The organism is Streptomyces sp. NPDC051109, assembly GCF_044455885.1.
Classification (GTDB): domain Bacteria; phylum Actinomycetota; class Actinomycetes; order Streptomycetales; family Streptomycetaceae; genus Streptomyces.
The window spans coordinates 1-18927 of the sequence record NZ_JBITFF010000007.1; the positions used below are offsets into that span (position 1 = coordinate 1).

Genomic DNA, 18927 nt, shown 5'->3' on the forward strand with positions numbered 1-18927 from the left:
GCTGCACACCTACAATCACCACCGCGGACACACCGCGCTCGCAGGCAAACCACCCGCCAGCCGCGTCCCCAACCTCACTGGGCAATACACCTAGGCCGCGGACCGAGCCCGCGGGTCGGGCCCCGTATCAGCCCTCGTACTCCGTCAGGTCGATGCTGTGGACCTGGAGCAGGTGGCCGTTCTCCGGGTCCGTCGTGTCGAGGTCCAGCACCATGCCGAGCTTGCGGATCACGTTCTCGGACTCCTCGTGGCCCGACCGGTTCACCGCGATGACCCGGTCGAGGCCGCGGTCCTGGAGGGCGAACTCCAGGGAGGCCTGAGCCGCCTCGGAGGCGTAGCCCTGGCCCCAGTACGGGCGGCCGAGCCGCCAGCTGATCGCGACGAAGTCCCGTACCTCCGGGGGGGACTGCGCCACGGTCAGCCCGACCGCCCCGATCAGCTCGCCCGAGGCCAGGAGCTCGACGGCGAACAGGCCGAAGCCCTCCTCGTCCCACTCCTCCTCCCAGCGCTCGATCTCCTCGGCGGTCTCGTCCAGGTCGAGGGTGGAGCCGTCGCCGATCCAGCGCATGACGTCGGGGTCGGCGTTGATCTCCGACAGGGGGACGAGGTCGTCGTCGGTCCAGCGGCGCAGGAGCAGGCGGGGGGTGCGGATCTCGGTCATGCCCCCATCCTGCCGAACAGCGCCGACCAGCGGTAATCGGGTCCGCCCGGGCGGCCGCCGCGTCCCCGGTCACCGCCTCCGAACAGGTCAGGACACGGTGATCGCGTCCAGCTTCGCCCGCAGGTAGGCGTGGGAGTCCACGGGGTCGTGGACCACCCGGCCGACCGGCGCCGGGAGGGACTCCACCCGGGTGTGCGGGTCGCATTCGTAGAAGTAGACCAGCGAGACGAGCTCCTCGGCCGGCGCGTCGGCGGGCGGCGGCAGCACCCGGTGGCGGCCGGCGCGCCAGCGGTCCCCGGTCCAGCGGGCCATCAGGTCGCCGATGTTCACGGTGAGCGCGGCCGGGTCGTACGGGGCGTCCTGCCAGCCGTCGGCGTCGGTGTGGATCTGGAGGCCGCCCGAGCCCGGCTCGCGGTCGAGGACGGTGACCGTCCCGAAGTCCGTGTGCGCCCCGATGCGGAACTGGCCCGGCAGGGGTTCGCCGAGCACCTCCGTGCCCGGGTACCAGTTGAGGTTGAACCCCCAGGTGGGGTGCCCGGTGTGGCGGGTGAAGTGGTCGGCGGCGAGGCCGAGTGCGGTGGCGAGGAGTTCCAGCAGCTCGTCGGACAGGGCCCGCATCCGGGCGATGTACTCGACGGCCAGTGGCCCCAGCGCCGGCACCTCGGCCGGCCAGGCGTTCGGCCGGAACCATTCGGCGTCCACGGACGGATCCCCGGTGGGCTCGTCCGCCGCACAGGACCAGGACTCCTTGAGGTCGGGCGGCGAGGCCGCCCCTTCCGCGTAGCTGTTGGCCTCGGCGCCCGGTCCCAGCCATCCGCGGCCGCCGACCGCGACGGCGTACGGCTCCTTCGCCTCGGGCGGCAGCCGGAAGAACTCCTTGGCGGCCTCCCGGATCCGCGCGGGCAGCCCGGGATCCACTCCGTGCCCGGTGATCAGCAGGAACCCGGCGGCCTGGAGGGCCTCGTCGACGCGGGCGGCGATCCGCTCCCGCGCCCCGGCCCCACCGGACCGCCACGGCCCGAGGTCGATCACGGGAACCGGGGAACGCGCGGAAGCGGAGGAAGCCGGAGAAGGAGAAGGAGAAGAAGGCGGAGGAGGAGTACTTGGTGCATCGGCTGAACTCGCCATCGGGACCTGCCTTCCGGGCCGGTGTCGGGCGTCCACCCGAGGCTACCGTCCGGCGTCCCCACGGGGTCCCAACGACGCTGCTCCAGCCCGCTGCACGGCGGCGAGTACGCGACGTACGGCAGGTGCGCGGACCACTGGGCGCGGGTGATCCGGGGTCCTGTGTGCGCGCAGGCGTCCGCGATGAGCCGCGCCTCGCCGGTCCCCGCCAGCCGGAGGGTGGCATCGAAGCCGCCGGAGGCCAGCACCGCGCCGTCGGGTCTCGCGGGCCACACCGACGTCGTCGGCTCGGTGGTGTTCAGCCCCGACGGGCGGACCCTGGCCGATGAACGACCGGGCCTCGTCCTGGTGGGACAACGGGTACGCCGGCTCTTTCGGGGGCGTCCGCGTCTACGAGCACATCGGCTACGGCGGGGCGTCCACGTGCGCCCCGAACGGCTCGGCCGGCAACATCCCGTGGGAGTGGAACGACCGCATCTCCTCCCACAAGTGGGTCACCAACTGCGGCCACTGGGCAGCGGCCACTGAGCCCGCGGCTACCGGCGGGCCGCCCGCAGGATGTAACGGGCTTCGCCTCCCTCGGTGGAGCCCGTCCGCTCGAAGCCCGCCCGGACGAGCACGCCCTGGGAGGGCGCGTTGTCCTCGTCCACCCTGGCGTGCAGCGCGGTCACGCCGGGCTGCCCGAAGGCCCAGGCGACCAGGCCCTTCAGCGCGTCGGTGACGTACCCGTTGCCACGGGCCGACGGTACGAGGTCGTAGCCGACCTCCGCGTTCCCCTCGGCGTCGGGGGCCCCGTGGAAGCCGATCCCGCCGATCGCGCGCCGGTCCCGGGTACGGACGACGGCGTACGCGCCCCATCCCGGGCGGAACGTGCCCTCCTCCCGCGCCTTGGCCACCATCCCGGAGGCGACCCGCGTGCCCTCGCCGGGGCCGTCCTCGGCCCAGGCGAAGCCGCCGGTGCCGCCGTCGCGGAGGTCCCCGGCGACGAGCGGGGAGATCTCGCAGAGCACGACGCGTTCCGTGGCGATGGGTTCGGCGTACCAGCGCCACGCCGTGCGGCGGGGCAGGCCCGGGAGTTCACCCCGGCCGGTCACCCACAGCAGGGTCGGCCACGGGGCGGCGATGTCGCGCGGTGCCTGGGGGAAGAGCCGGTCGAGGACCTGCTCGCAGAGGTCCGCGTCGGGTGCCCAGTCGTGGACGCCGAGGGCGTTCAGGATGTCGTGGGTGTGCAGGAGCGTCTCGACGACGCCCATCGCGGCGAATCCGTCCGGGCCCGCCATTCCGTACGGGTGCCAGGCACGGACCTCGGGGTCGGTCACGGCCACGGCGGCGGACAGCAGGCCCCCGGTGGCCTCGATGACCTGGATCAGGCCCTCGGGGCTGGTGCCGGGGTCGGCGCTGATGTCGAAGGGGGCGTACCCGCTGGTCGAGCGCCCGGTGAGCTGGGTGGCGTACCCGGTGAAATCGCTCGCCACGTGGACGGCGGTGTCGTAACAGCTCCACTCCAGGCCCGCGGCGGGGACGGACCAGTCGAGGTGCGCCACCCTCCGGAGCGCCTGTGCGGTCAGGTACACGGATCGGTCTACGGCTTCGGAGCCCATGATCGTCATGGCTCGCACCCTAGGACCGCCGCCCTCGCCCGGGCCACCGGATATCCGGCGCGGCCGCGGTCTCGGCGGCGTCAGGAGCCGGGGGCCGGGAGCGGGGCACCGCAACGGGAGCAGGACCGGGCGCCGCGAACGGTCGCGAGCCGTCCGCAGTCGGGGCAGACCAGGTGGAGCAGGCAGGCCGACTCTCCACCCTCGGCCGGGCCGGCGGGATCGGCGCCGACGGAATCGGCCGGGGCAGCGGGATCGGCCGGGGCAGCGGGATCGGCCGGGGCGGCGGGTGGGGGCACCTCTGCGTCGTGGGCGTGCGTCGTCATGTTTCGTCCTTCCTTACCCGTATCCCTCCCCCGGAGCGGGCTCCGCACACCTGACGGATAAGGTCGTAGCCGGTCTGCGTCGGCCGTACCAAGGACAGGCGCGAGGCCGGGGCGGCGGTTGATCACCCTGCCCCCGTGCCGCCTCGACCGCATTCGCCCCGTCGTCCTGCCCCGGAACCTGCACATGAGCACCGTCCTGCCGTCCCCGTCCCCGTCCGCCACCGCCCCTGGCTCCGAGTCCGCCGCCGGTTCCCCCCGGTCCCGGCTCACCGCCGGCCGGGCTCCCGCCCGCCCCACCACCGCGGCCGCGTTCCACAGCACCAGCGCCGTGACATCGGTGCTGCTGGGGCTCGTCGGGATCGGGGCGCTGCTCCACGAGCCGGTGCTCATACCGCCGCTGGCCGCCAGCGCCGCCCTCGTGCACAGCGCCCCCACCCTGCCCCTGGCCCAGCCGCGCGGTGTGGTCGTCGGCCATCTGCTGGGCACCGCCGTCGGCTACGGCGCCCTCGCCGCCGCCGGCAGCAGCGCCTGGGCCGCGGCCGTCGCGGCCGGGGTCACCCTCGCGCTGCTGATGGCCGCCCGCACCCCGCACTCGCCCGCCTGCGCCACCTCCGTCGTGATCGTGCTCCAGAGCCCGGCCCCCGCCCGGTTCGTCCCTCTGCTCTTCGGCGCGACGGTGCTGCTCGTCCTGACCGGGTACGCCGCTTCGCGCATCCGGCGCAAGGCACCGAGGTACCCCGCCTACTGGTGGTGATCCTTCCGGTCCTCCCCCGTGCGTCCGCCGCGCGTCCGGCCGATGAATGCGCGGCGCTGCGGGAGTCTGTGAAGCAGGCATCCGGAGCGGGATCGGGAGAGGTGGAGTGATGAGCGAGCTGCGCGACATCCTGGAACGGCACGTGGGCAGCGGATCGCTGCCCGGGGCGGTGGGCCTGGTGGCCCGTGGCGACCGGGTGGAGGTGGCGGCCGTCGGCTCGGCCGACGTCGAGGGCACGGCTCCGATGGTCCGGGACTCGATCTTCCGGATCGCCTCCATGACCAAACCCGTGACGGCCGCGGCCGTCATGACGCTGGTCGAGGAGCGCCTGCTGGCCCTGGAGGACGAGATCGCCCCGTGGCTGCCGGAGCTGGCCTCCCCCCTCGTCGCCCGTACGCCCGCGAGCCCGCTCGACGACGTGGTGCCGGCCGACCGCCCGATCACCGTGTTCGACCTGCTCACCTCCCGCGCCGGGTACGGGTTCCCGTCCGACTTCTCGCTGCCCGCGGTCGCGCCGCTGGTCGACGAGCTGAAGCAGGGGCCGCCGGAGCCGCAGCGCACGGCGGCGCCGGACGCCTGGCTGAAGACGCTGTCGGGCATTCCGCTGCTGTACCAGCCGGGCGAGGCCTTCCTGTACAACACCTGCTCCGACATCCTGGGCGTGCTCATCGCCCGGGTCTCCGGGCAGTCCCTGCCCGAGTTCATGGCCGAGCGGATCTTCGAGCCCCTGGGCATGGCGGACACCGGGTTCTGCGTCCCGGCCGCCGACCTGGGCCGGTTCACGACCTTCTACCGCGAGGGCGGTGGCGGCCTCGAACCGGCCGACGCCCCGCACGGGCAGTGGAGCAGCCTCCCGGCCTTCCCCTCCGGCGCCGGGGGCCTGGTCTCGACCGCCGACGACTGGTGCGCGTTCGGCCGGATGCTGCTCGCGGAGGGGGCGCTGGACGGGGGCCGGGGCCGGCTCCTGTCGGCCAAGTCGGTGCAGCGGATGACGACCGACTGGCTGACCCCGGCCCAGCGGGCCGGCGGCGAGCTGTTCCTGGAGGGCCAGGGCTGGGGGTTCGGCGGCTCGGTGGACGTCACGACCCGCGATCCGTGGAACGTGCCGGGTCGGTACGGCTGGATCGGCGGCACCGGAACCGCCGGCCACATCACCCCGTCCACCGGCACCGTCTCCGTCCTGCTCACCCAGCGGGCGATGAACAGCCCGACCCCGCCGGCCGTGATGCGCGATTTCTGGACGTACGCGGCCGGCGCCTGAGCTGCACTCGACCGACGATCACATTGCGCCCCCTCGGCGGCGGTTCGCAGAACCACCTGGCGTATGCAACGGCAACGCGCCGTACGTGGCCGCCGAGTGCGCCGCGGCGCAGCCATGCACGGGAACGCCCCGGACCGGCGTCGGTCGCCGGAGCAACCCGGGCTCCCGTTCGGAGTATTGGCACGACGCACGCGCGTGGGGTCGATTTCGTGTGCCGTCCGACGCCTCGCCCCTTCAGGCCATTTCAGCCATCGAGGTACTGTTCACTCCTTGCAGATGGAACTTGCAGAGGGGGCGCACAGCCATGGGACTGCCAGACGAGATAGCCGATTTCCGGGAGGGCCGGGGAAATCCGGGGCGTCTGGTGGGCGAGTTCCGCCGCGCCACACTGCTCGTTCCGGTCACCCGCGACGCCGCTGCCGCCGGTGACGGCGCCGGGGCCGGTGATGCCGCCGGTGGTCTGATGTCGGCCGGATCGGGCGGGATCCGCTGGTTCTACGCGTTCACCGGCGAGGAGGCGTTGTTCCGGTTCGCCCGGGCCCGCGGGGAGGACGGCCGGGAGTGGCCGTACCTGGCGGTCCTCGGCGCGCGGCTGGTCGACGCGGTCGTTCCTCAGGTCGACGGGCCGGCCGGGGTGGCGGTGAACGTGGCCGACCAGGACGGGTCGATGCTCTTTCCGCCGGTCGCCGGGATCGTCCCCGATGCCTGCGCCGTCGACATCGCCGGCGGGGCGGTGGCCTGATGGCGGGCGACGGGGACCTTGAGGTCTCGCCGGCGGCGGTCGCATCGATCCAGGTCGGTCTGCGCGCGGCGATAGCGGAGTTGAGGGAGTCCGGCGATGCGGCCGGGGCCTCGCAGGGGGCGGGTTTCGAGAACCTGTCGATGACGGGGATGGAGACCGGGCACGCGGGACTGGCCACGGACTTCGAGGACTTCTGCGAGCGCTGGGAGTGGGGCGTGCGCGCCCTGATCCAGGACGCATCCACCCTGGCCGGCAACCTGGGCATCGCCGCGGGGACGATGTGGGAGGAGGACCAGTACATCCAGGGTGCGTTCAAGGTGGCCGCGAACGCCGCGTACGGGAATCCGCACGCCACCGAGGACGAGATCGAGCAGAAGTCCTGGGGGAACATCTTCAGCGCGGACGTCTACAAGCCGGATTACAGCGCCGAGTCGTTCGAGAAGGGCGCGCAGGACATCGAGAAGACCTGGTCGGACACCAAGGACACGGTGACCTCCACCGGCAAGATCGGTTCCCTGAAGGACCTGCTGGACCAGGCGCAGGGCGACGGGGGCGGCAACTGATGGGATGGCGCGACTACATACCCGACTCGGTCGAGGACGTGGCCGAGGACGCCGTCGAGGGGGTCGGCGACGCCATCGAGTGGGCCGGCGACAAGACGGCCGACCTAGCGGAGGAGGTCGGCCTCGACGATGCGGGCGACTGGATCCGGGAGAAGAGCCGCTCGGCCGCCAACCGGCTCGGCGCGGACGTGGAGGAACTCGAACTCGGCCAGACCGAGGACCCGAAGAAGCTGGTCTACGGCAGCCCTTCGAAGATCCGCGAGCAGGTCGCCCACCTGAATGACTTCAGGAAGGCCTTCGAATCCGTCGGCAACGGCCTGAAGAGCCTGACCCGGCCCGACGGGCTCAGGGGCGAGACCGCCGGCGCGTTCCGCGACTCCGTCGCGAAGGAGCCGCCGCGCTGGTTCACCGCCGCCTCGGCCTTCGAGAAGGCCGCCGACGCCATGGGCCGCTTCGCCGAGACCGTCGAATGGGCGCAGGGCAAGGCGAAGGAGGCCCTCGACGACTACAACAAGGCGAAGAAGGCCTCCGAGGACGCCCGCACCGCGCACAACAAGCTCGTCAAGGAGTACAACGACGCGTACAAGGCGAAGAAGGAGACCCTGCCGCCCCGCCCCGGGGACGACTACCCCGACCCGGGCAAGGCGATGGCCACCGCCGCGCAGGACAAGCTCGACAACGCCCGCAAGCAGCGCAACGAGGTCGCCGAGAACCTCCGCACCGCCGTCAAGGCCGCCCGGGACGCCGCCCCGAAGAAGCCCTCGTACGCCGAGCAGCTCGGCGACGGCCTCGACTACCTGGACCTCGCCACCACCCACCTGCTCGGCGGCGTCGTGAAGGGCACGGCGGGCATCGCCAACTTCGCCCGCGCTCTCAACCCGATGGACCCCTACAACCTCACCCACCCGGCCGAGTACCTCACCAGCCTGAATTCGACGGCCGCGGGACTGGTCACCATGGCCAACGACCCGTGGGGCGCGGGCAAGCAGATGCTCGACGAGTTCATGAAGGATCCCAGCGAGGGCATCGGCAAGCTCCTGCCCGAGCTCGTCGGCTCCAAGGGCCTGGGCTCCCTCAAGAAGTTGGGGACGGCCGCCAAGCACCTCGACGACGTCAAGGGTCCGAAGGTGCGCGACCGGGTGGAGGAGTCCCCCGACGGCAGCCACAACACCGCGGACGGCGACCGCAAGGGGGGTGGTGACCCGGTGGACCTCGCCACGGGGCGGATGTTCCTGCCCCAGACCGACTTCGAACTGCCGGGCATCCTGCCGCTGGTCTTCACCCGCCGCACCGAATCCGGCTGCCCGGTCGGGCGCTTCCTGGGACCCGCCTGGACGTCCACGGTAGACGAGCGGCTGGAGATCGACGAGGCCGGCGTCATCCACGTCACCGCCGAAGGGCTGTTGATCGCGTACCCGCACCCGGCCCCCGGTGTGCCCACCCGGCCGGACAAGGGCCGGGGCCGCACCCTGCTGGCCCGCGGCCCCGAGGGCGACTACACGGTCACCGAGCCCGACAGCGGCCTGGTCTTCCACTTCACCGCCCCGTCCGGCGGCGAGCCGGGGGGCGACGGCGAAGCCTGGCTCTCGGCCATCACCGAGCGCAACGGCCACACGATCACCGTCGACCGCGACGAGGACGGCCTGCCGCTGGCCCTGGTGCACTCGGCGGGCCACCGGGTGACCGTGTCCGTCACCGACGGTCTGGTCACCGCCCTGTCCCTGGCCGGCGCGGGCGAGGGCGGCACGGACCTGCCCCTGATGGGCTACGGCTACGAGGACGGCAACCTCACCCGGGCCATCAAGCCCTCGGGCGCCACCACCACGTTCGTCTACGACGACCGCCGGCGCGTCATCGCCTGGATCGACTCCAACGCCGCCCGCTACGACTACGTCTACGACGACTGCGACCGCGTCGTGGCGGAGGGCGGCGAGGCCGGCCACATCCAGCTCACTTTCACGTACACCGAGCCGGACCCGGAGACGGGTCACCACACCACCACCCTGACCACCCCCGACGGGCACGCGACCCGCCACCTGTTCGGCCCCGGCTGCAAGCTGCTGGCCGTCACCGACCCGCTGGGCCACACCACCCGCTTCACCTACGACCCGCGTGGCAACCTGCTGTCCCGCACCGACCCGCTGGGCCTCACGACCGTCTTCTCGTACGACGAGGACGGCCGCGTCGTCCGCGCCGTACGCCCCGACGGGAGCGAACTGCGCACCGTGCGGGGCCGGTTCGGTCTGCCCGTGGAAGTCTTCGCGCCGGACGGCGCACGCATGCTCCACGAGTACGACGAACGCGGCAACCGCACGGCGGTCACCGACCCGGCCGGCGCCACCACCCGCTACACGTACGACCATGCCGCCCGCCTCACCTCGCTCACCGACGCCGAGGGGGCCGTCACCCGCGTGGTGTGCGACGCGGCCGGGCTGCCCGTGGAGGTGACCGACCCGGCCGGCGCCGTGACCCGCACGCAGCGCGACGCCCTCGGCAGGCCGGTCCGCATCACCGGTCCGACGGGTGGCGTCACCCTCCTGGAATGGGACGCCGACGGGCAGCTCACCCGGCGCACCGGACCCGACGGCGCCACCGAGACGTGGACCTACGACGGCGAGGGCAACCTGCTCGCCCGCACCGACGCGTCCGGTGGGGTGACCCGCTTCGAGTACACCCACTGCGACCTGCCGGTCGCCCGCACCGAACCCGACGGCGCCCGCTACGAGTTCGAGCACGACTCCGCGCTGCGCCTGACCCGCGTCACCAATCCGCAGGGGCTGGCCTGGACGTACACGTACGACGCCGCCGACAACATCGTCTCCGAGACCGACTTCGACGGCCGCACCCTCACCTACCGGCTGGACGCGGCGGGCCGGCTGGCCGCCCGCGTCGACGCGCTCGGCGGGACCGTCGCGTTCGAGCGCGACCAGCTCGGCCGGGCGATCGTCAAGGACGTCGACGGCCGGGTGACGAACTACGCCTACGACCGGGCCGGACGCCTGCTGGAGGCGGTCGGACCGGACGGGGAGCTGCGGTACCAGTACGACCGCCGCGGACACACCAAGACCGAGCTGGTCGACGGCAGGCCCATCAGCTACGCCTACGACTCCGTGGGCCGCCGCACGCGCCGCACCACGCCCACCGGGCACGTCACCTCGTACGCCTACGGCGCCGACGGACAGGCCCACCGCATCACCACGGGCGGCCGCCGCGTCGACTTCACCCACGACGCCGCCGGCCGGGAGCTGGCCCGCGTCTTCGGCGGCGCGGTCACCATGACCTCGGCCTGGGACGAGGCCGGACGGCTCTCCGAGCAGCACGTCACCGCGGCAGGGCGCGCCGTCAACAGCCGTTCCTACGGCTACCGCGCCGACGGCCGTCTGACGTCCGTCGCCGATCGGCTGTCGGGCACCCGTACGTTCGACCTGGACCGGGCGGGCCGGGTCACCGCGGTCCACGCCCGGGGCTGGACGGAGCGGTACGCCTACGACGCCACCGGCAACCAGACCTCGGCTTCCTGGCCCTCCGGCCACCCCGGCGGGGAGGCCACCGGACCGCGCACGTACACGGGAACCCGGCTCACCCGCGCCGGAGGCGTCCGGTTCGAGTACGACGCCCTCGGGCGGGTCACCCTGCGGCAGAAGACCCGGCTCTCCCGCAAGCCCGACACCTGGCGCTACACGTGGGACACGGAGAACCGCCTCACCTCGGTGACCACCCCCGACGGGACCCGCTGGAGGTACCGCTACGATCCGCTCGGGCGCCGTACGGCGAAGCAGCGCCTCGCGGCCGACGGCGAGAGCGTGGCCGAGGAGGTCCGGTTCGCCTGGGACGGCATGACCCTGTGCGAACAGACCAGCCACCACCCGGACCGGCCGGACACGGTCGCCCTCACCTGGGACCACCGCGGAGGCGTCCCGCTGTCCCAGACCGAGCGCATCCTGACGGCCGACGACCGCCAGGAGGAGGTCGACCGCCGGTTCTTCGCCATCGCCACCGACCTCATCGGCACCCCCACCGAGCTGATCGACGAGGCGGGCGGCATCGCCTGGCGCTCCCGTGCCACCCTGTGGGGCACCACCGCCTGGGCCCGCGACAGCAGCACCTACACCCCGCTCCGCTTCCCCGGCCAGTACTACGATCCCGAGACCGGCCTCCACTACAACCACTTCCGCCACTACGACCCGGAAACGGGCCGCTACACCTCCCCGGACCCCCTGGGCCTGGCCCCCGCCCCGAACCCGGTCGCGTACGTGGGCAACCCGCACAGCGGGTGCGACCCGCTGGGCCTCATGCCCAAGTACACGAAGGAGGAGAAGGCCCAGAAGCGACTCGACAAGGTCGTGGACGACGTCATCGACAGAGCGGAGGACGGGGGGTTCAGGAAGCACCGCGAGTACCACGGGGACACGCGGCACGCGATGAGCGACGAACGGGTCACGGAAATCCTGAAGAATCCGGATGCCGTGTACCAGTCGACGGGAACAGGCCAGAGGCTCATCTTCCGGCAGGGCGAGGACATCGTCGTGCTCGACGGGCCCGGCCAGACCCAGGGCCAGGCCATCACGGCCTACGGCTCGTCGGGTATCAAGGGCGACAGCGGGGCGAAGGCGCTCGGCGGGAATCCCACGGACCCCCACCCGCCCATCACCCACGAAGACCTCGTGGAGGGCAGGGTTCCCCTCAAGGACGGATACATGGCCCCGGCAAAGCAGATCAGATGAGGCAGGAATGACCACGAAGTTGACGTTCGACGGCGACTGGCGCGCGACGGTGACGGACGAACCGATGCGCATCACGCCCCGCTTCACCGGTGACGCCTCCGTCGACATCGCGCCCTACGCGGATGTGGCGGAGCGTGAGCGCTTCCTCGCGGACACCTTCGGCAGCCAGGAGGTGCTGTGGGACGCGCCGGACGTCCTCCGGTTCGACACGGACAGCCGCGAGCTCGTCGCGGCGCAGTTCCGCTGGCCGGAAGAGTCCGCCTCCGCCGCGGAGGCCGCCCGCCTTCCCCGCCTGCCCGAAGTACGCCCGGGCGGGCTGCTCGCCGACGAGGCCCGGGACTTCCGGCACGAGAGGTGCTCGGTGCTGTGCCGGGCCCCCGGGGACACGGTGCTGACCGGCCTGCGCGACCTCGACGTGCTGGACGAGCCGCTGGATGCCCGTATCGGCATCGCACCCGATGTCGCCCTTCTGGTCCAGCGCGGCGCCGTCGTCGGCTGGAGCCTCACCGATCCCGCGCAGTACCTGACCAGCAGCTTCGTCGACCCTGATCCGGGCCCGCCGTCCCCCGCCACCCGCCGCCTGCTCACCGAGTGCCTGGACCTGGTCACCACGCCGGTGGTCGAGGACGTGGTCGACGGCGAACCGGCTGCCCTGGCCCGGCTTCGGGCCGCCGACGAGGCCCTGCGCGCGCAGCGCGGGGACCGGCGGCGGGCCGACGCCCTGCTCCAGCTGATCGCGACGTACGTGGAGGACTACGGGACCGGCTGAGCCGTGTCTGTAGCCGTGTCTGTACTGACACCCCCTACAGGCGGACGCTCCAGTCGACCGTGGACTTCAGGGTGCGGGCGATCTTCGGGTCGCGGACCGAGGGGGTGCGGTCCTCGGCCGTGACCGACAGCTTGTGCGTGCGCAGGTCGAACAGCCACAGCTCGGCGACCCCGACCTCGGTACGGCCCGCGAACCGCTTCAACTCCCGGCCGTCGAGGTACCAGCGGACGTCGAGCTGCCGTCCGTCCGCACCGGCCAGCCGGGGCACGGAGACCTTCGCCGTGTTGCGCAGCCGCAGGGTGCGTCCGGTCGGGGTGAGCGGGGCGGCGGCCTTCGCGTGCTGGTAGAAGCCGGCGATCATCGCCTCGGTGCCGGGCAGGTTGAAGGGCTTGCCGAGCACGCGCATGATCGAGCTGTCGGTGGGCCGGTACAGGCCGGTGACGTAGTAGCCGCCGCCCTCGTACGCCCCGACCTTGCCGCCGTCGGGCGATTCCGCGCCGAGCCACCGGTACCACTTGGCCCGCTCTGCGGCCATCCGGTCGGCGGGCAGCGTGGAGGTGTTGGAGTCGACGGGCTCGGGGCCGTCGTACTTCTCGTATCCCGGGGTGTTCGGGTAGAAGTACTCGTCGGCGAGCTTGCCCAGGGAGTGACCCGTCTCGTGGATGGCCACCTGGCCGGATTTCGCGTTGCCGGCGGAGGCGGTCGATATCCCCTCGTATCCGAGGGCGGCGCTGGGCTCGTTGTACCCGGCCCCGCCGTACTTGGTGCTGTTGGAGAGGACCAGGACCAGATCGGCCGCCGGTGCCTTCGCCACGTACGCGTCCACCTTCGGCTGGTCGATGCAGAGCAGCCGCTCGATGTCCTCGCACCAGAAGTACGAGCCGAGGGCGGTGTCGCGGACGGTGGCCGGCGTGGGGTCGCCGGAGACGCCGGAGTCGTGGGAGACGGCGTCGACCGTCCAGACGTTGAAGAGGTTCCGGTACGTGGAGTACGGCTCGACGGCGGTGATCTCGGCCCATTTGGCCCGGGCGTCGGCGTGGAACCGGTCCTGCTCGGCGGCGGTGTACCCGTCGCCGATGACGACGATGTCGAGGCGGTCTGCGGTCGGGCCGTTGTCGACCAGCTTGCCGACCTCGCCGTCGGCCGCCCGCTCGGCTTCGGAGAGCTGCGGGGCCTTCTTCGCCTGCCCGGCGGCGGGGACCCGGACGTGGCCGGATCCGGCGGCCGTGCCGTTCTCGGGCCCGGGTATCTCCACCTGGGTACCGCTACCGGCCTTCGCCGGTGACGGTATCGGCGGTGGTGCCGCGGCCGCCGTGCCCAGCGGGCCCGCGGCCAGCAGCAGGGCCGTCGTACAGGCCGCGGCCAAGGCGGCGCGCAGCGTCAAGCGGAGGGACGCGTCCATGGAGTTCTCCCCGGGAAGAGGCCGGAAGTCACCGGAAGTTAAGCGGTGCGATAAGTGCGCTGAACCGATTGCTTAAACTAGGGGGCGCACGGGACGTGCGCAATGGCCAGCCACCCCTGCACCATGGGGAGTTGGAGCGACCAGGGGGTCTTCATGGACGAACCGGCCGAGATCGGCCGCAGGGTTCAGCGCATGCGCGCCGAACGCGGACTCACGCAAAGGGCACTGGCGGAGCCCTCGTACACCTCCGCCTACATCTCGACGCTGGAGTCGGGCAAGGTCCGGCCTTCCGAGACGGCCCTGCGCTTCCTCGCGGAGCGGCTCGGCACCTCGTACGAGGAGCTCGCCACCGGCCGCCCCGCCCACCTGGCCACCGAGCTGCGCCTCGCCCTCACGGACGCCCAGCAGACGCTGGCCACGGGGGCCGCCGCAGAGGCGGCCGTACGCTACCGACAGCTGCTGGCGGACGCGGAACGGCTCGGCCTCGACGCCGAACGGGCGGAGGCGCTGCTCGGACTCGGCGACTGCGCACTGGAGGCGGGGGAACTCCCGGATGCCATCGGCCGCTTCGAGGAGGCCGAGCGGCTGCTGGCCGACGAGCCGCTCCCCCGCCGGGCCCGCCCCATCCGCGGCCGGGCCGTCGCGCACCTGCTCGCCGGGGAGCTCCGCTACGCCTGCTACCTGCTCGAGTCCGCCATCGACGAGCTGAACGCGAGCGGGCTGGCCGATCCGGAGGCGCTGGTGCTGCTGTACGCCGCCGTGATCAGCCCGTACATCGACATGGGCGCCCACGCCCGGGCCGCGCACGCGGCCGAGCTGGCGCTGGCGCTGGCTCCGCAAGTGGCCGATCCGGCGCTGGTGGCGGGGATGCACCGGCAGGTCGCCCGCACCTTCCTCGCAGCGGGGCGGCCGGCGGACGCCGACGCCTCCCTCGCCAAGGCCCAGGCGATCTACCGGCAGCTGCGGCTGCGGACCGATCTGGCGCACTGTCACTGGATGCGGGGCTACGTACAAGCGCAGAACGGCGATCTGGCGGCGGCGGAGGCGGAGTTGCGCACGGCCCGGGACATCCTCGCGGCCCGGCGGGCCGCCCTCTACACGGCGCAGGTCGAGGTGGAACTGGCCGACGTACTGCGCCGGCTGGGCCGCTGCGAGGAGGCCGCCGAACTGCTCTCCGGGCTGCTGGAGCTGGGCGACAGCCACGGCGCCGTGCACGCGGGCGGGGCGCACCGGCTGCTCGGGCTGATGGCCGAGGAGCGCGGGGAGACCGAGTCCGCCGAGGAGCACTACGTCCAGGCGCTCACCCTGCTGGAACGCAGCGGGGCCAGCGGGGATCTGGCCGATCTGTGCCGGCTGCTGGGCGACCTGCTGCGGCGTACGGGACGGATCGAGGCCGCGTTGGACGCGTACCGTACGGGGCTTGGCCACCGCGCGGCGCCGGGCACCACCACGCTGGGCCCGGCGCCCGCGTCACCGCTGCGGCGGTGACGCGGGCGCCGGGGCGCGGCCGGGTCAGTGGTTCTCGGTGGGCCGGAGGTCGCGCGGGATCATCGTCCACGTCGTGGCCGCCGCGGCCACCGCGAGGAGGCCCGCGATGAGGAAGGCCGGCGTGATGGCGAGGGTGTAGGCCTGGGAGGCCGCCTCGATCAGGCCCTTGCCCACCGTGCCGCCCAGCCGTTCGGCGATGTGGGCGGCTTCGCCGACGGATTCGCGGACGCCCTCGGCGGTGGCGCCGTCCAGGTCGAGGGCCGGCAGGTTGCCGCGGTACAGGACGGCCGCGATGCTGCCGAGGACGGCGACGCCCATGGCCGAGCCGAGTTCGTAGCAGGTCTCCTCGATGGCGGCCGCGCTGGAGACCTCTTCCGCCGGCGCGGCCGAGATCAGCGTGACCGAGGCGACGGTGGTGGCGAGTCCCGCGCCCAGGCCCATGACCGTGAGGGCCACCGCGAAGGCCGGGTAGCCGAGCTCGGTGAACTGCTGGAAGGTCCAGGGCAGGGCCATGCCCGCGGCCAGGACCACCAGTCCCGCACCCAGCACGTGCCGTATCGCGAAGCGCTGCATCAGCGTGGGGGCCACCATCGACGCGCAGATCAGGGCGAGCGGGGCGGGCAGCAGGCGCAGGCCCGCTTCGAGCGGGGTGTAGCCCTGGCCGTACTGGAACCACTGCGTGACGAGGAAGAGGATCGCGCCCATGCCCACCATGGGCAGGAAGATCGCGGTGGCGGCGACGCTGAAGGCGGGCTTGGCGAACAGCCGGACCTGGAGCAGCGGGTTGTCCACGCGCAGCTGGCGGCGTACGAAGACGGTCAGCGCGACGGCGGCCAGCGCGAGCAGGGCCCACGGCAGCGGATCGGCGGCGCCGCTCTTGCCGAGCTGCTTGATGCCGCCCGCGAGGGCGAGCATGCCGACGATCGACTGGCCGACGCCCCACCAGTCCCAGCGGCCGCTGCTGCGCGGGGAGCGGGACTCGGGGAGGTAGCGCAGGCCGGCCGCGACGATGACGGCGGCGACGGGGAGGTTCAGGAGGAAGGCGGAGTGCCAGCCGTAATCCTGGACGAGGAGGCCGCCGACGACCGGGCCGAACGCCATGCCGCCACCGAAGACGGCCGCCCAGACGGCGAGCGCGAAGGCCCGCTCCTTGGCGTCGGTGAACACGCTGCGCAGGATCGACAGGGTGGACGGCATGATCGCGGCGCCGCCGATGCCGAGGAGGGCGCGGGCCGCGATCACGTGCCAGGCCTCGGTGGAGAAGACGGCGATCAGGGAGGCGACGGAGAAGATCGTGAAGCCCGCCATGAGCAGCCGCTTGCGGCCCCAGCGGTCGCCGAGGGCGCCGGCGGTGACGAGCAGGCCGGACAGGGCGAGCGCGTAGACGTCGATGATCCACAGCTGCTGCACGGCGCCGGGCTGGAGGTCGTCGACGAGGGAGGGGAAGGCCACGTTGAGGATCGTGGTGTCCATCGAGATCAGCAGCAGGCTGCCGGAAAGGATGGCGAGGACGATCCACCGGCGCGGATCGAGTGGAGCGGTGGGGAGGCGGGCGTGCATGGGGTTCCGTTCGGGAGAGCGGGCGGGGAGGCCCACCGCTGCGCACAGCAATGAGCCTCCTTCGCCTCGAATGATACATCAACGTCTCATTCGGGGCGAAGGAGGCTCACACTCAGGGCACACCCGTACGCTGATGCCCGGCCACCGGCCCGCGCCCGAACCCCCGATCCATCCCTGCCCCCAACCCGCCCCGGCCCGCCCCGCCCGCACTCGAAACGGAGGTCCGCCGTGCCGGACCAGACCGAAGATCCCGCCGCCGCGGCGGCACAGCGCGAGAAGTGGAAGGAGAAGGGCGTCGCCCTGCGCGCGTTCTTCTACATCTTCGGGACGCACGTGTTCGCCGGGTTCATCTGGCTGCTGTTCTACCTGGGCGAGCACGCCGAGAAGTGAGGCCCGTACGGCCCGCGCGACCTCTCAGTCCTCGCCGCTGCGGGCCCGCGCGCCCGACCGGGTCCGCCCCGGCGTCTGGGCGCGCCGGGGGTGCCGGCGTACGTACTCGTGCTCCAGCTCGTTCATCCGCTGCGTGTGGGTGACCAGCGCCTCGTCCGACCCGTACAGCAGGGTCTCGTGGCGGGTCCGGTGGATGGCCTCCAGCTCCTTGAGCAGCTTGCCTTCCTCCAGGTTCGCCGCCGAAGGGCCGCCGTCATGCTCCGCCATGGCCCGTACACCTCCTCCCCTCCATCATCCCCTCCGGTGCCCCATTCGTCCCGGTCACGCTGGTTTCAGCCGCCCTTCCCCTGACTGCGCGGCGTGGCGCTGCGGCTACCCTTGCGCCATGACGATGCGAGCGGCCGTCCATGTGAGTGTGGATGCGATGATCGAGGACCTCAGGACACTCGTCGAGATCGAGTCCCCTTCACGGGACCTCGACGCGCTGGGGGTATCGGCCAAAACCGTCGCCGCCGTCATCGAGAACCGCCTCGGCGGGGAGGCCGTCCTCATCGAGAGCGAGACCGGACCGCACGTCCACTGGTCGGGCGGCGGTGAGCCCCGGGTGCTGATCCTCGGCCACCACGACACGGTGTTCCCGCTCGGGACCCTCGAACGCCGCCCCTTCGCGGTCGAGGACGGGCGCGCGACCGGCCCCGGGGTCTTCGACATGCTCGGCGGCCTGGTCCAGGCCATCCACGGGCTCGCACTGCTCGACGACCTGTCGGGCGTCGAGATCCTGGTCACGGCCGACGAGGAGATCGGCTCGCCCTCCTCCCGGGCCCTCATCGAGGAACGCGCCCTCGCCTGCGGCGCGGTGCTGGTGTTCGAAGGCGCCGCCGACGGCGGCGCCCTGAAGACCGGGCGCAAGGGCTGCGGCTCCTTCCACGTCTCCGTCGCCGGCCGGGCCTCGCACGCCGGCCTCGAACCCGAGGCCGGGGTCAACGCGCTGATCGAGGCGGCACACCTCGTACTGGACATCGCCGCGCTCGGCCGGCCCGAGATCGGCACGACCGTCACCCCGACCGTCGCGTCGGCGGGAGGGGTGGACAACGTCGTTCCCGCCGAAGCCACCGTCACCGCCGACGTACGGGTCGAATCGGCCCGCGAACAAGCGCGCATCGAGTCCGCGTTCGCGGCGCTGGCCCCGCACCTCGAAGACGCGGAGATCTCGGTCCAGGGGTCCATCGGCCGGCCGCCGATGCCGGAGTCGGCGTCGGCCGATCTCTTCGCGGTGGCCCAGCGGCTGCTCCCCGGCCTCGAAGGCCGGTCGGTCGGCGGCGGCAGCGACGGCAACTTCACGGCGGCGGTGGGAGTACCGACCCTCGACGGCCTCGGCGCGGTCGGCGGCGGCGCCCACGCCGACCACGAGTACGTGGTGGTCGACGCCATGGCCGAGCGGGCGAACCTCGTCGCCGGACTGGTGCGGGCGATCCGGAACACGCGGGAGGGCGCGGGGGCGTAGCACCTGCGTCCCCGCCCGGCCGGCCCGATCCCGCCCGGTCCGCTCCAGCCCGGTCCGGTC

Annotated in this window: 16 protein-coding genes; 9 read left to right on the top strand and 7 right to left on the bottom strand. The window is 72.8% G+C overall.

Annotated elements, in window-relative coordinates; translation table 11 throughout:
- Nucleotides 1-127 precede the first annotated feature (127 nt).
- The 4 genes from ACIBAD_RS15045 to ACIBAD_RS15060 all read right to left on the bottom strand — a co-directional run bounded on the left by ACIBAD_RS15045 (nt 128) and on the right by ACIBAD_RS15060 (nt 3710).
- Nucleotides 128-661 carry a GNAT family N-acetyltransferase gene (locus ACIBAD_RS15045; RefSeq protein WP_398906915.1) on the bottom strand — a complete coding sequence of 178 codons (534 nt, stop codon included), beginning with the start codon at nt 659-661 and terminating at the stop codon, nt 128-130.
- An 87-nt stretch (nt 662-748) separates the two neighbouring features.
- On the bottom strand, nt 749-1693 hold the full coding sequence (locus ACIBAD_RS15050; RefSeq protein WP_398906917.1) for an isopenicillin N synthase family dioxygenase: 945 nt from the start codon (nt 1691-1693) through the stop codon (nt 749-751).
- Nucleotides 1694-2322: 629 nt separating this feature from the next.
- Nucleotides 2323-3396, bottom strand: coding sequence for a GNAT family N-acetyltransferase (locus ACIBAD_RS15055; protein WP_134069142.1), 1074 nt, complete (start codon nt 3394-3396; stop codon nt 2323-2325).
- Nucleotides 3397-3467: 71 nt separating this feature from the next.
- Nucleotides 3468-3710, bottom strand: coding sequence for a hypothetical protein (locus ACIBAD_RS15060; RefSeq protein ID WP_398906920.1), 243 nt, complete (start codon nt 3708-3710; stop codon nt 3468-3470).
- Between the two features lie 184 nt (nt 3711-3894).
- Between ACIBAD_RS15060 and ACIBAD_RS15065 the strand changes: the two genes are divergently transcribed.
- The 6 genes from ACIBAD_RS15065 (at nt 3895) to ACIBAD_RS15090 (ending at nt 12523) form a co-directional block, all read left to right on the top strand.
- Nucleotides 3895-4464, top strand: coding sequence for an HPP family protein (locus tag ACIBAD_RS15065; RefSeq protein WP_398906922.1), 570 nt, complete (start codon nt 3895-3897; stop codon nt 4462-4464).
- A 109-nt stretch (nt 4465-4573) separates the two neighbouring features.
- Nucleotides 4574-5725, top strand: coding sequence for a serine hydrolase domain-containing protein (locus tag ACIBAD_RS15070; protein ID WP_398906924.1), 1152 nt, complete (start codon nt 4574-4576; stop codon nt 5723-5725).
- A gap of 304 nt (nt 5726-6029) precedes the next feature.
- Nucleotides 6030-6467 carry an SseB family protein gene (locus ACIBAD_RS15075; RefSeq protein WP_398906926.1) on the top strand — a complete coding sequence of 146 codons (438 nt, stop codon included), beginning with the start codon at nt 6030-6032 and terminating at the stop codon, nt 6465-6467.
- The gene (locus ACIBAD_RS15080; RefSeq protein WP_398906928.1) at nt 6467-7030 is read left to right on the top strand and encodes a hypothetical protein; all 564 of its coding nucleotides are present in this window, start codon (nt 6467-6469) and stop codon (nt 7028-7030) included. The genes ACIBAD_RS15075 and ACIBAD_RS15080 overlap by 1 nt, the downstream gene beginning before the upstream one ends.
- Entirely contained in the window at nt 7030-11754 is a 4725-nt protein-coding gene (locus tag ACIBAD_RS15085; RefSeq protein WP_398906930.1) for a putative T7SS-secreted protein, read from the top strand. Before ACIBAD_RS15080 ends, ACIBAD_RS15085 begins: the two co-directional genes overlap by 1 nt.
- A 7-nt stretch (nt 11755-11761) precedes the next feature.
- Nucleotides 11762-12523, top strand: a complete 762-nt coding sequence (locus ACIBAD_RS15090) for a hypothetical protein (RefSeq protein ID WP_134069149.1) — start codon at nt 11762-11764, stop codon at nt 12521-12523.
- Nucleotides 12524-12557: 34 nt separating this feature from the next.
- On the opposite strand, the gene ACIBAD_RS15095 is transcribed toward ACIBAD_RS15090, so the two are convergent.
- Nucleotides 12558-13925: a M64 family metallopeptidase gene (locus ACIBAD_RS15095; RefSeq protein ID WP_134069150.1), complete on the bottom strand. Its 1368-nt coding sequence runs from the start codon at nt 13923-13925 to the stop codon at nt 12558-12560.
- A gap of 153 nt (nt 13926-14078) precedes the next feature.
- Between ACIBAD_RS15095 and ACIBAD_RS15100 the strand changes: the two genes are divergently transcribed.
- Nucleotides 14079-15413, top strand: coding sequence for a tetratricopeptide repeat protein (locus ACIBAD_RS15100; RefSeq protein ID WP_134069151.1), 1335 nt, complete (start codon nt 14079-14081; stop codon nt 15411-15413).
- A 24-nt stretch (nt 15414-15437) separates the two neighbouring features.
- Here the strand turns inward: ACIBAD_RS15100 and ACIBAD_RS15105 are convergent, their stop codons facing one another.
- On the bottom strand, nt 15438-16973 hold the full coding sequence (locus ACIBAD_RS15105; RefSeq protein WP_398906933.1) for an MFS transporter: 1536 nt from the start codon (nt 16971-16973) through the stop codon (nt 15438-15440).
- A 228-nt stretch (nt 16974-17201) separates the two neighbouring features.
- Here ACIBAD_RS15105 and ACIBAD_RS15110 point away from each other — a divergent pair, with 228 nt between their 5' ends.
- On the top strand, nt 17202-17363 hold the full coding sequence (locus ACIBAD_RS15110; protein WP_166682000.1) for a DUF6126 family protein: 162 nt from the start codon (nt 17202-17204) through the stop codon (nt 17361-17363).
- A gap of 24 nt (nt 17364-17387) precedes the next feature.
- On the opposite strand, the gene ACIBAD_RS15115 is transcribed toward ACIBAD_RS15110, so the two are convergent.
- A complete protein-coding gene (locus ACIBAD_RS15115; protein WP_134069153.1) occupies nt 17388-17630 on the bottom strand; it encodes a DUF6158 family protein in 243 nt (80 codons plus the stop codon).
- 118 nt (nt 17631-17748) lie between these two features.
- On the opposite strand from ACIBAD_RS15115, the gene ACIBAD_RS15120 reads away from it, so the two are divergent.
- Complete coding sequence (locus tag ACIBAD_RS15120) at nt 17749-18867, top strand: M20 family metallopeptidase (RefSeq protein WP_134069154.1); 1119 nt, start codon at nt 17749-17751, stop codon at nt 18865-18867.
- The last annotated feature ends 60 nt before the right edge of the window (nt 18868-18927 follow it).

Excerpts from the sequence above, each read along its gene's own strand:
- ACIBAD_RS15045 (WP_398906915.1), bottom strand. The coding sequence starts at position 661 with ATGACCGAGATCCGCACCCCCCGCCTGCTCCTGCGCCGCTGGACCGAC.
- ACIBAD_RS15055 (WP_134069142.1), bottom strand. The coding sequence starts at position 3,396 with ATGACGATCATGGGCTCCGAAGCCGTAGACCGATCCGTGTACCTGACC.
- ACIBAD_RS15060 (WP_398906920.1), bottom strand. The coding sequence starts at position 3,710 with ATGACGACGCACGCCCACGACGCAGAGGTGCCCCCACCCGCCGCCCCG.
- ACIBAD_RS15065 (WP_398906922.1), top strand. The coding sequence starts at position 3,895 with ATGAGCACCGTCCTGCCGTCCCCGTCCCCGTCCGCCACCGCCCCTGGC.
- ACIBAD_RS15070 (WP_398906924.1), top strand. The coding sequence starts at position 4,574 with ATGAGCGAGCTGCGCGACATCCTGGAACGGCACGTGGGCAGCGGATCG.
- ACIBAD_RS15075 (WP_398906926.1), top strand. The coding sequence starts at position 6,030 with ATGGGACTGCCAGACGAGATAGCCGATTTCCGGGAGGGCCGGGGAAAT.
- ACIBAD_RS15080 (WP_398906928.1), top strand. The coding sequence starts at position 6,467 with ATGGCGGGCGACGGGGACCTTGAGGTCTCGCCGGCGGCGGTCGCATCG.
- ACIBAD_RS15085 (WP_398906930.1), top strand. The coding sequence starts at position 7,030 with ATGGGATGGCGCGACTACATACCCGACTCGGTCGAGGACGTGGCCGAG.
- ACIBAD_RS15090 (WP_134069149.1), top strand. The coding sequence starts at position 11,762 with ATGACCACGAAGTTGACGTTCGACGGCGACTGGCGCGCGACGGTGACG.
- ACIBAD_RS15095 (WP_134069150.1), bottom strand. The coding sequence starts at position 13,925 with ATGGACGCGTCCCTCCGCTTGACGCTGCGCGCCGCCTTGGCCGCGGCC.
- ACIBAD_RS15100 (WP_134069151.1), top strand. The coding sequence starts at position 14,079 with ATGGACGAACCGGCCGAGATCGGCCGCAGGGTTCAGCGCATGCGCGCC.
- ACIBAD_RS15105 (WP_398906933.1), bottom strand. The coding sequence starts at position 16,973 with ATGCACGCCCGCCTCCCCACCGCTCCACTCGATCCGCGCCGGTGGATC.
- ACIBAD_RS15115 (WP_134069153.1), bottom strand. The coding sequence starts at position 17,630 with ATGGCGGAGCATGACGGCGGCCCTTCGGCGGCGAACCTGGAGGAAGGC.
- ACIBAD_RS15120 (WP_134069154.1), top strand. The coding sequence starts at position 17,749 with ATGACGATGCGAGCGGCCGTCCATGTGAGTGTGGATGCGATGATCGAG.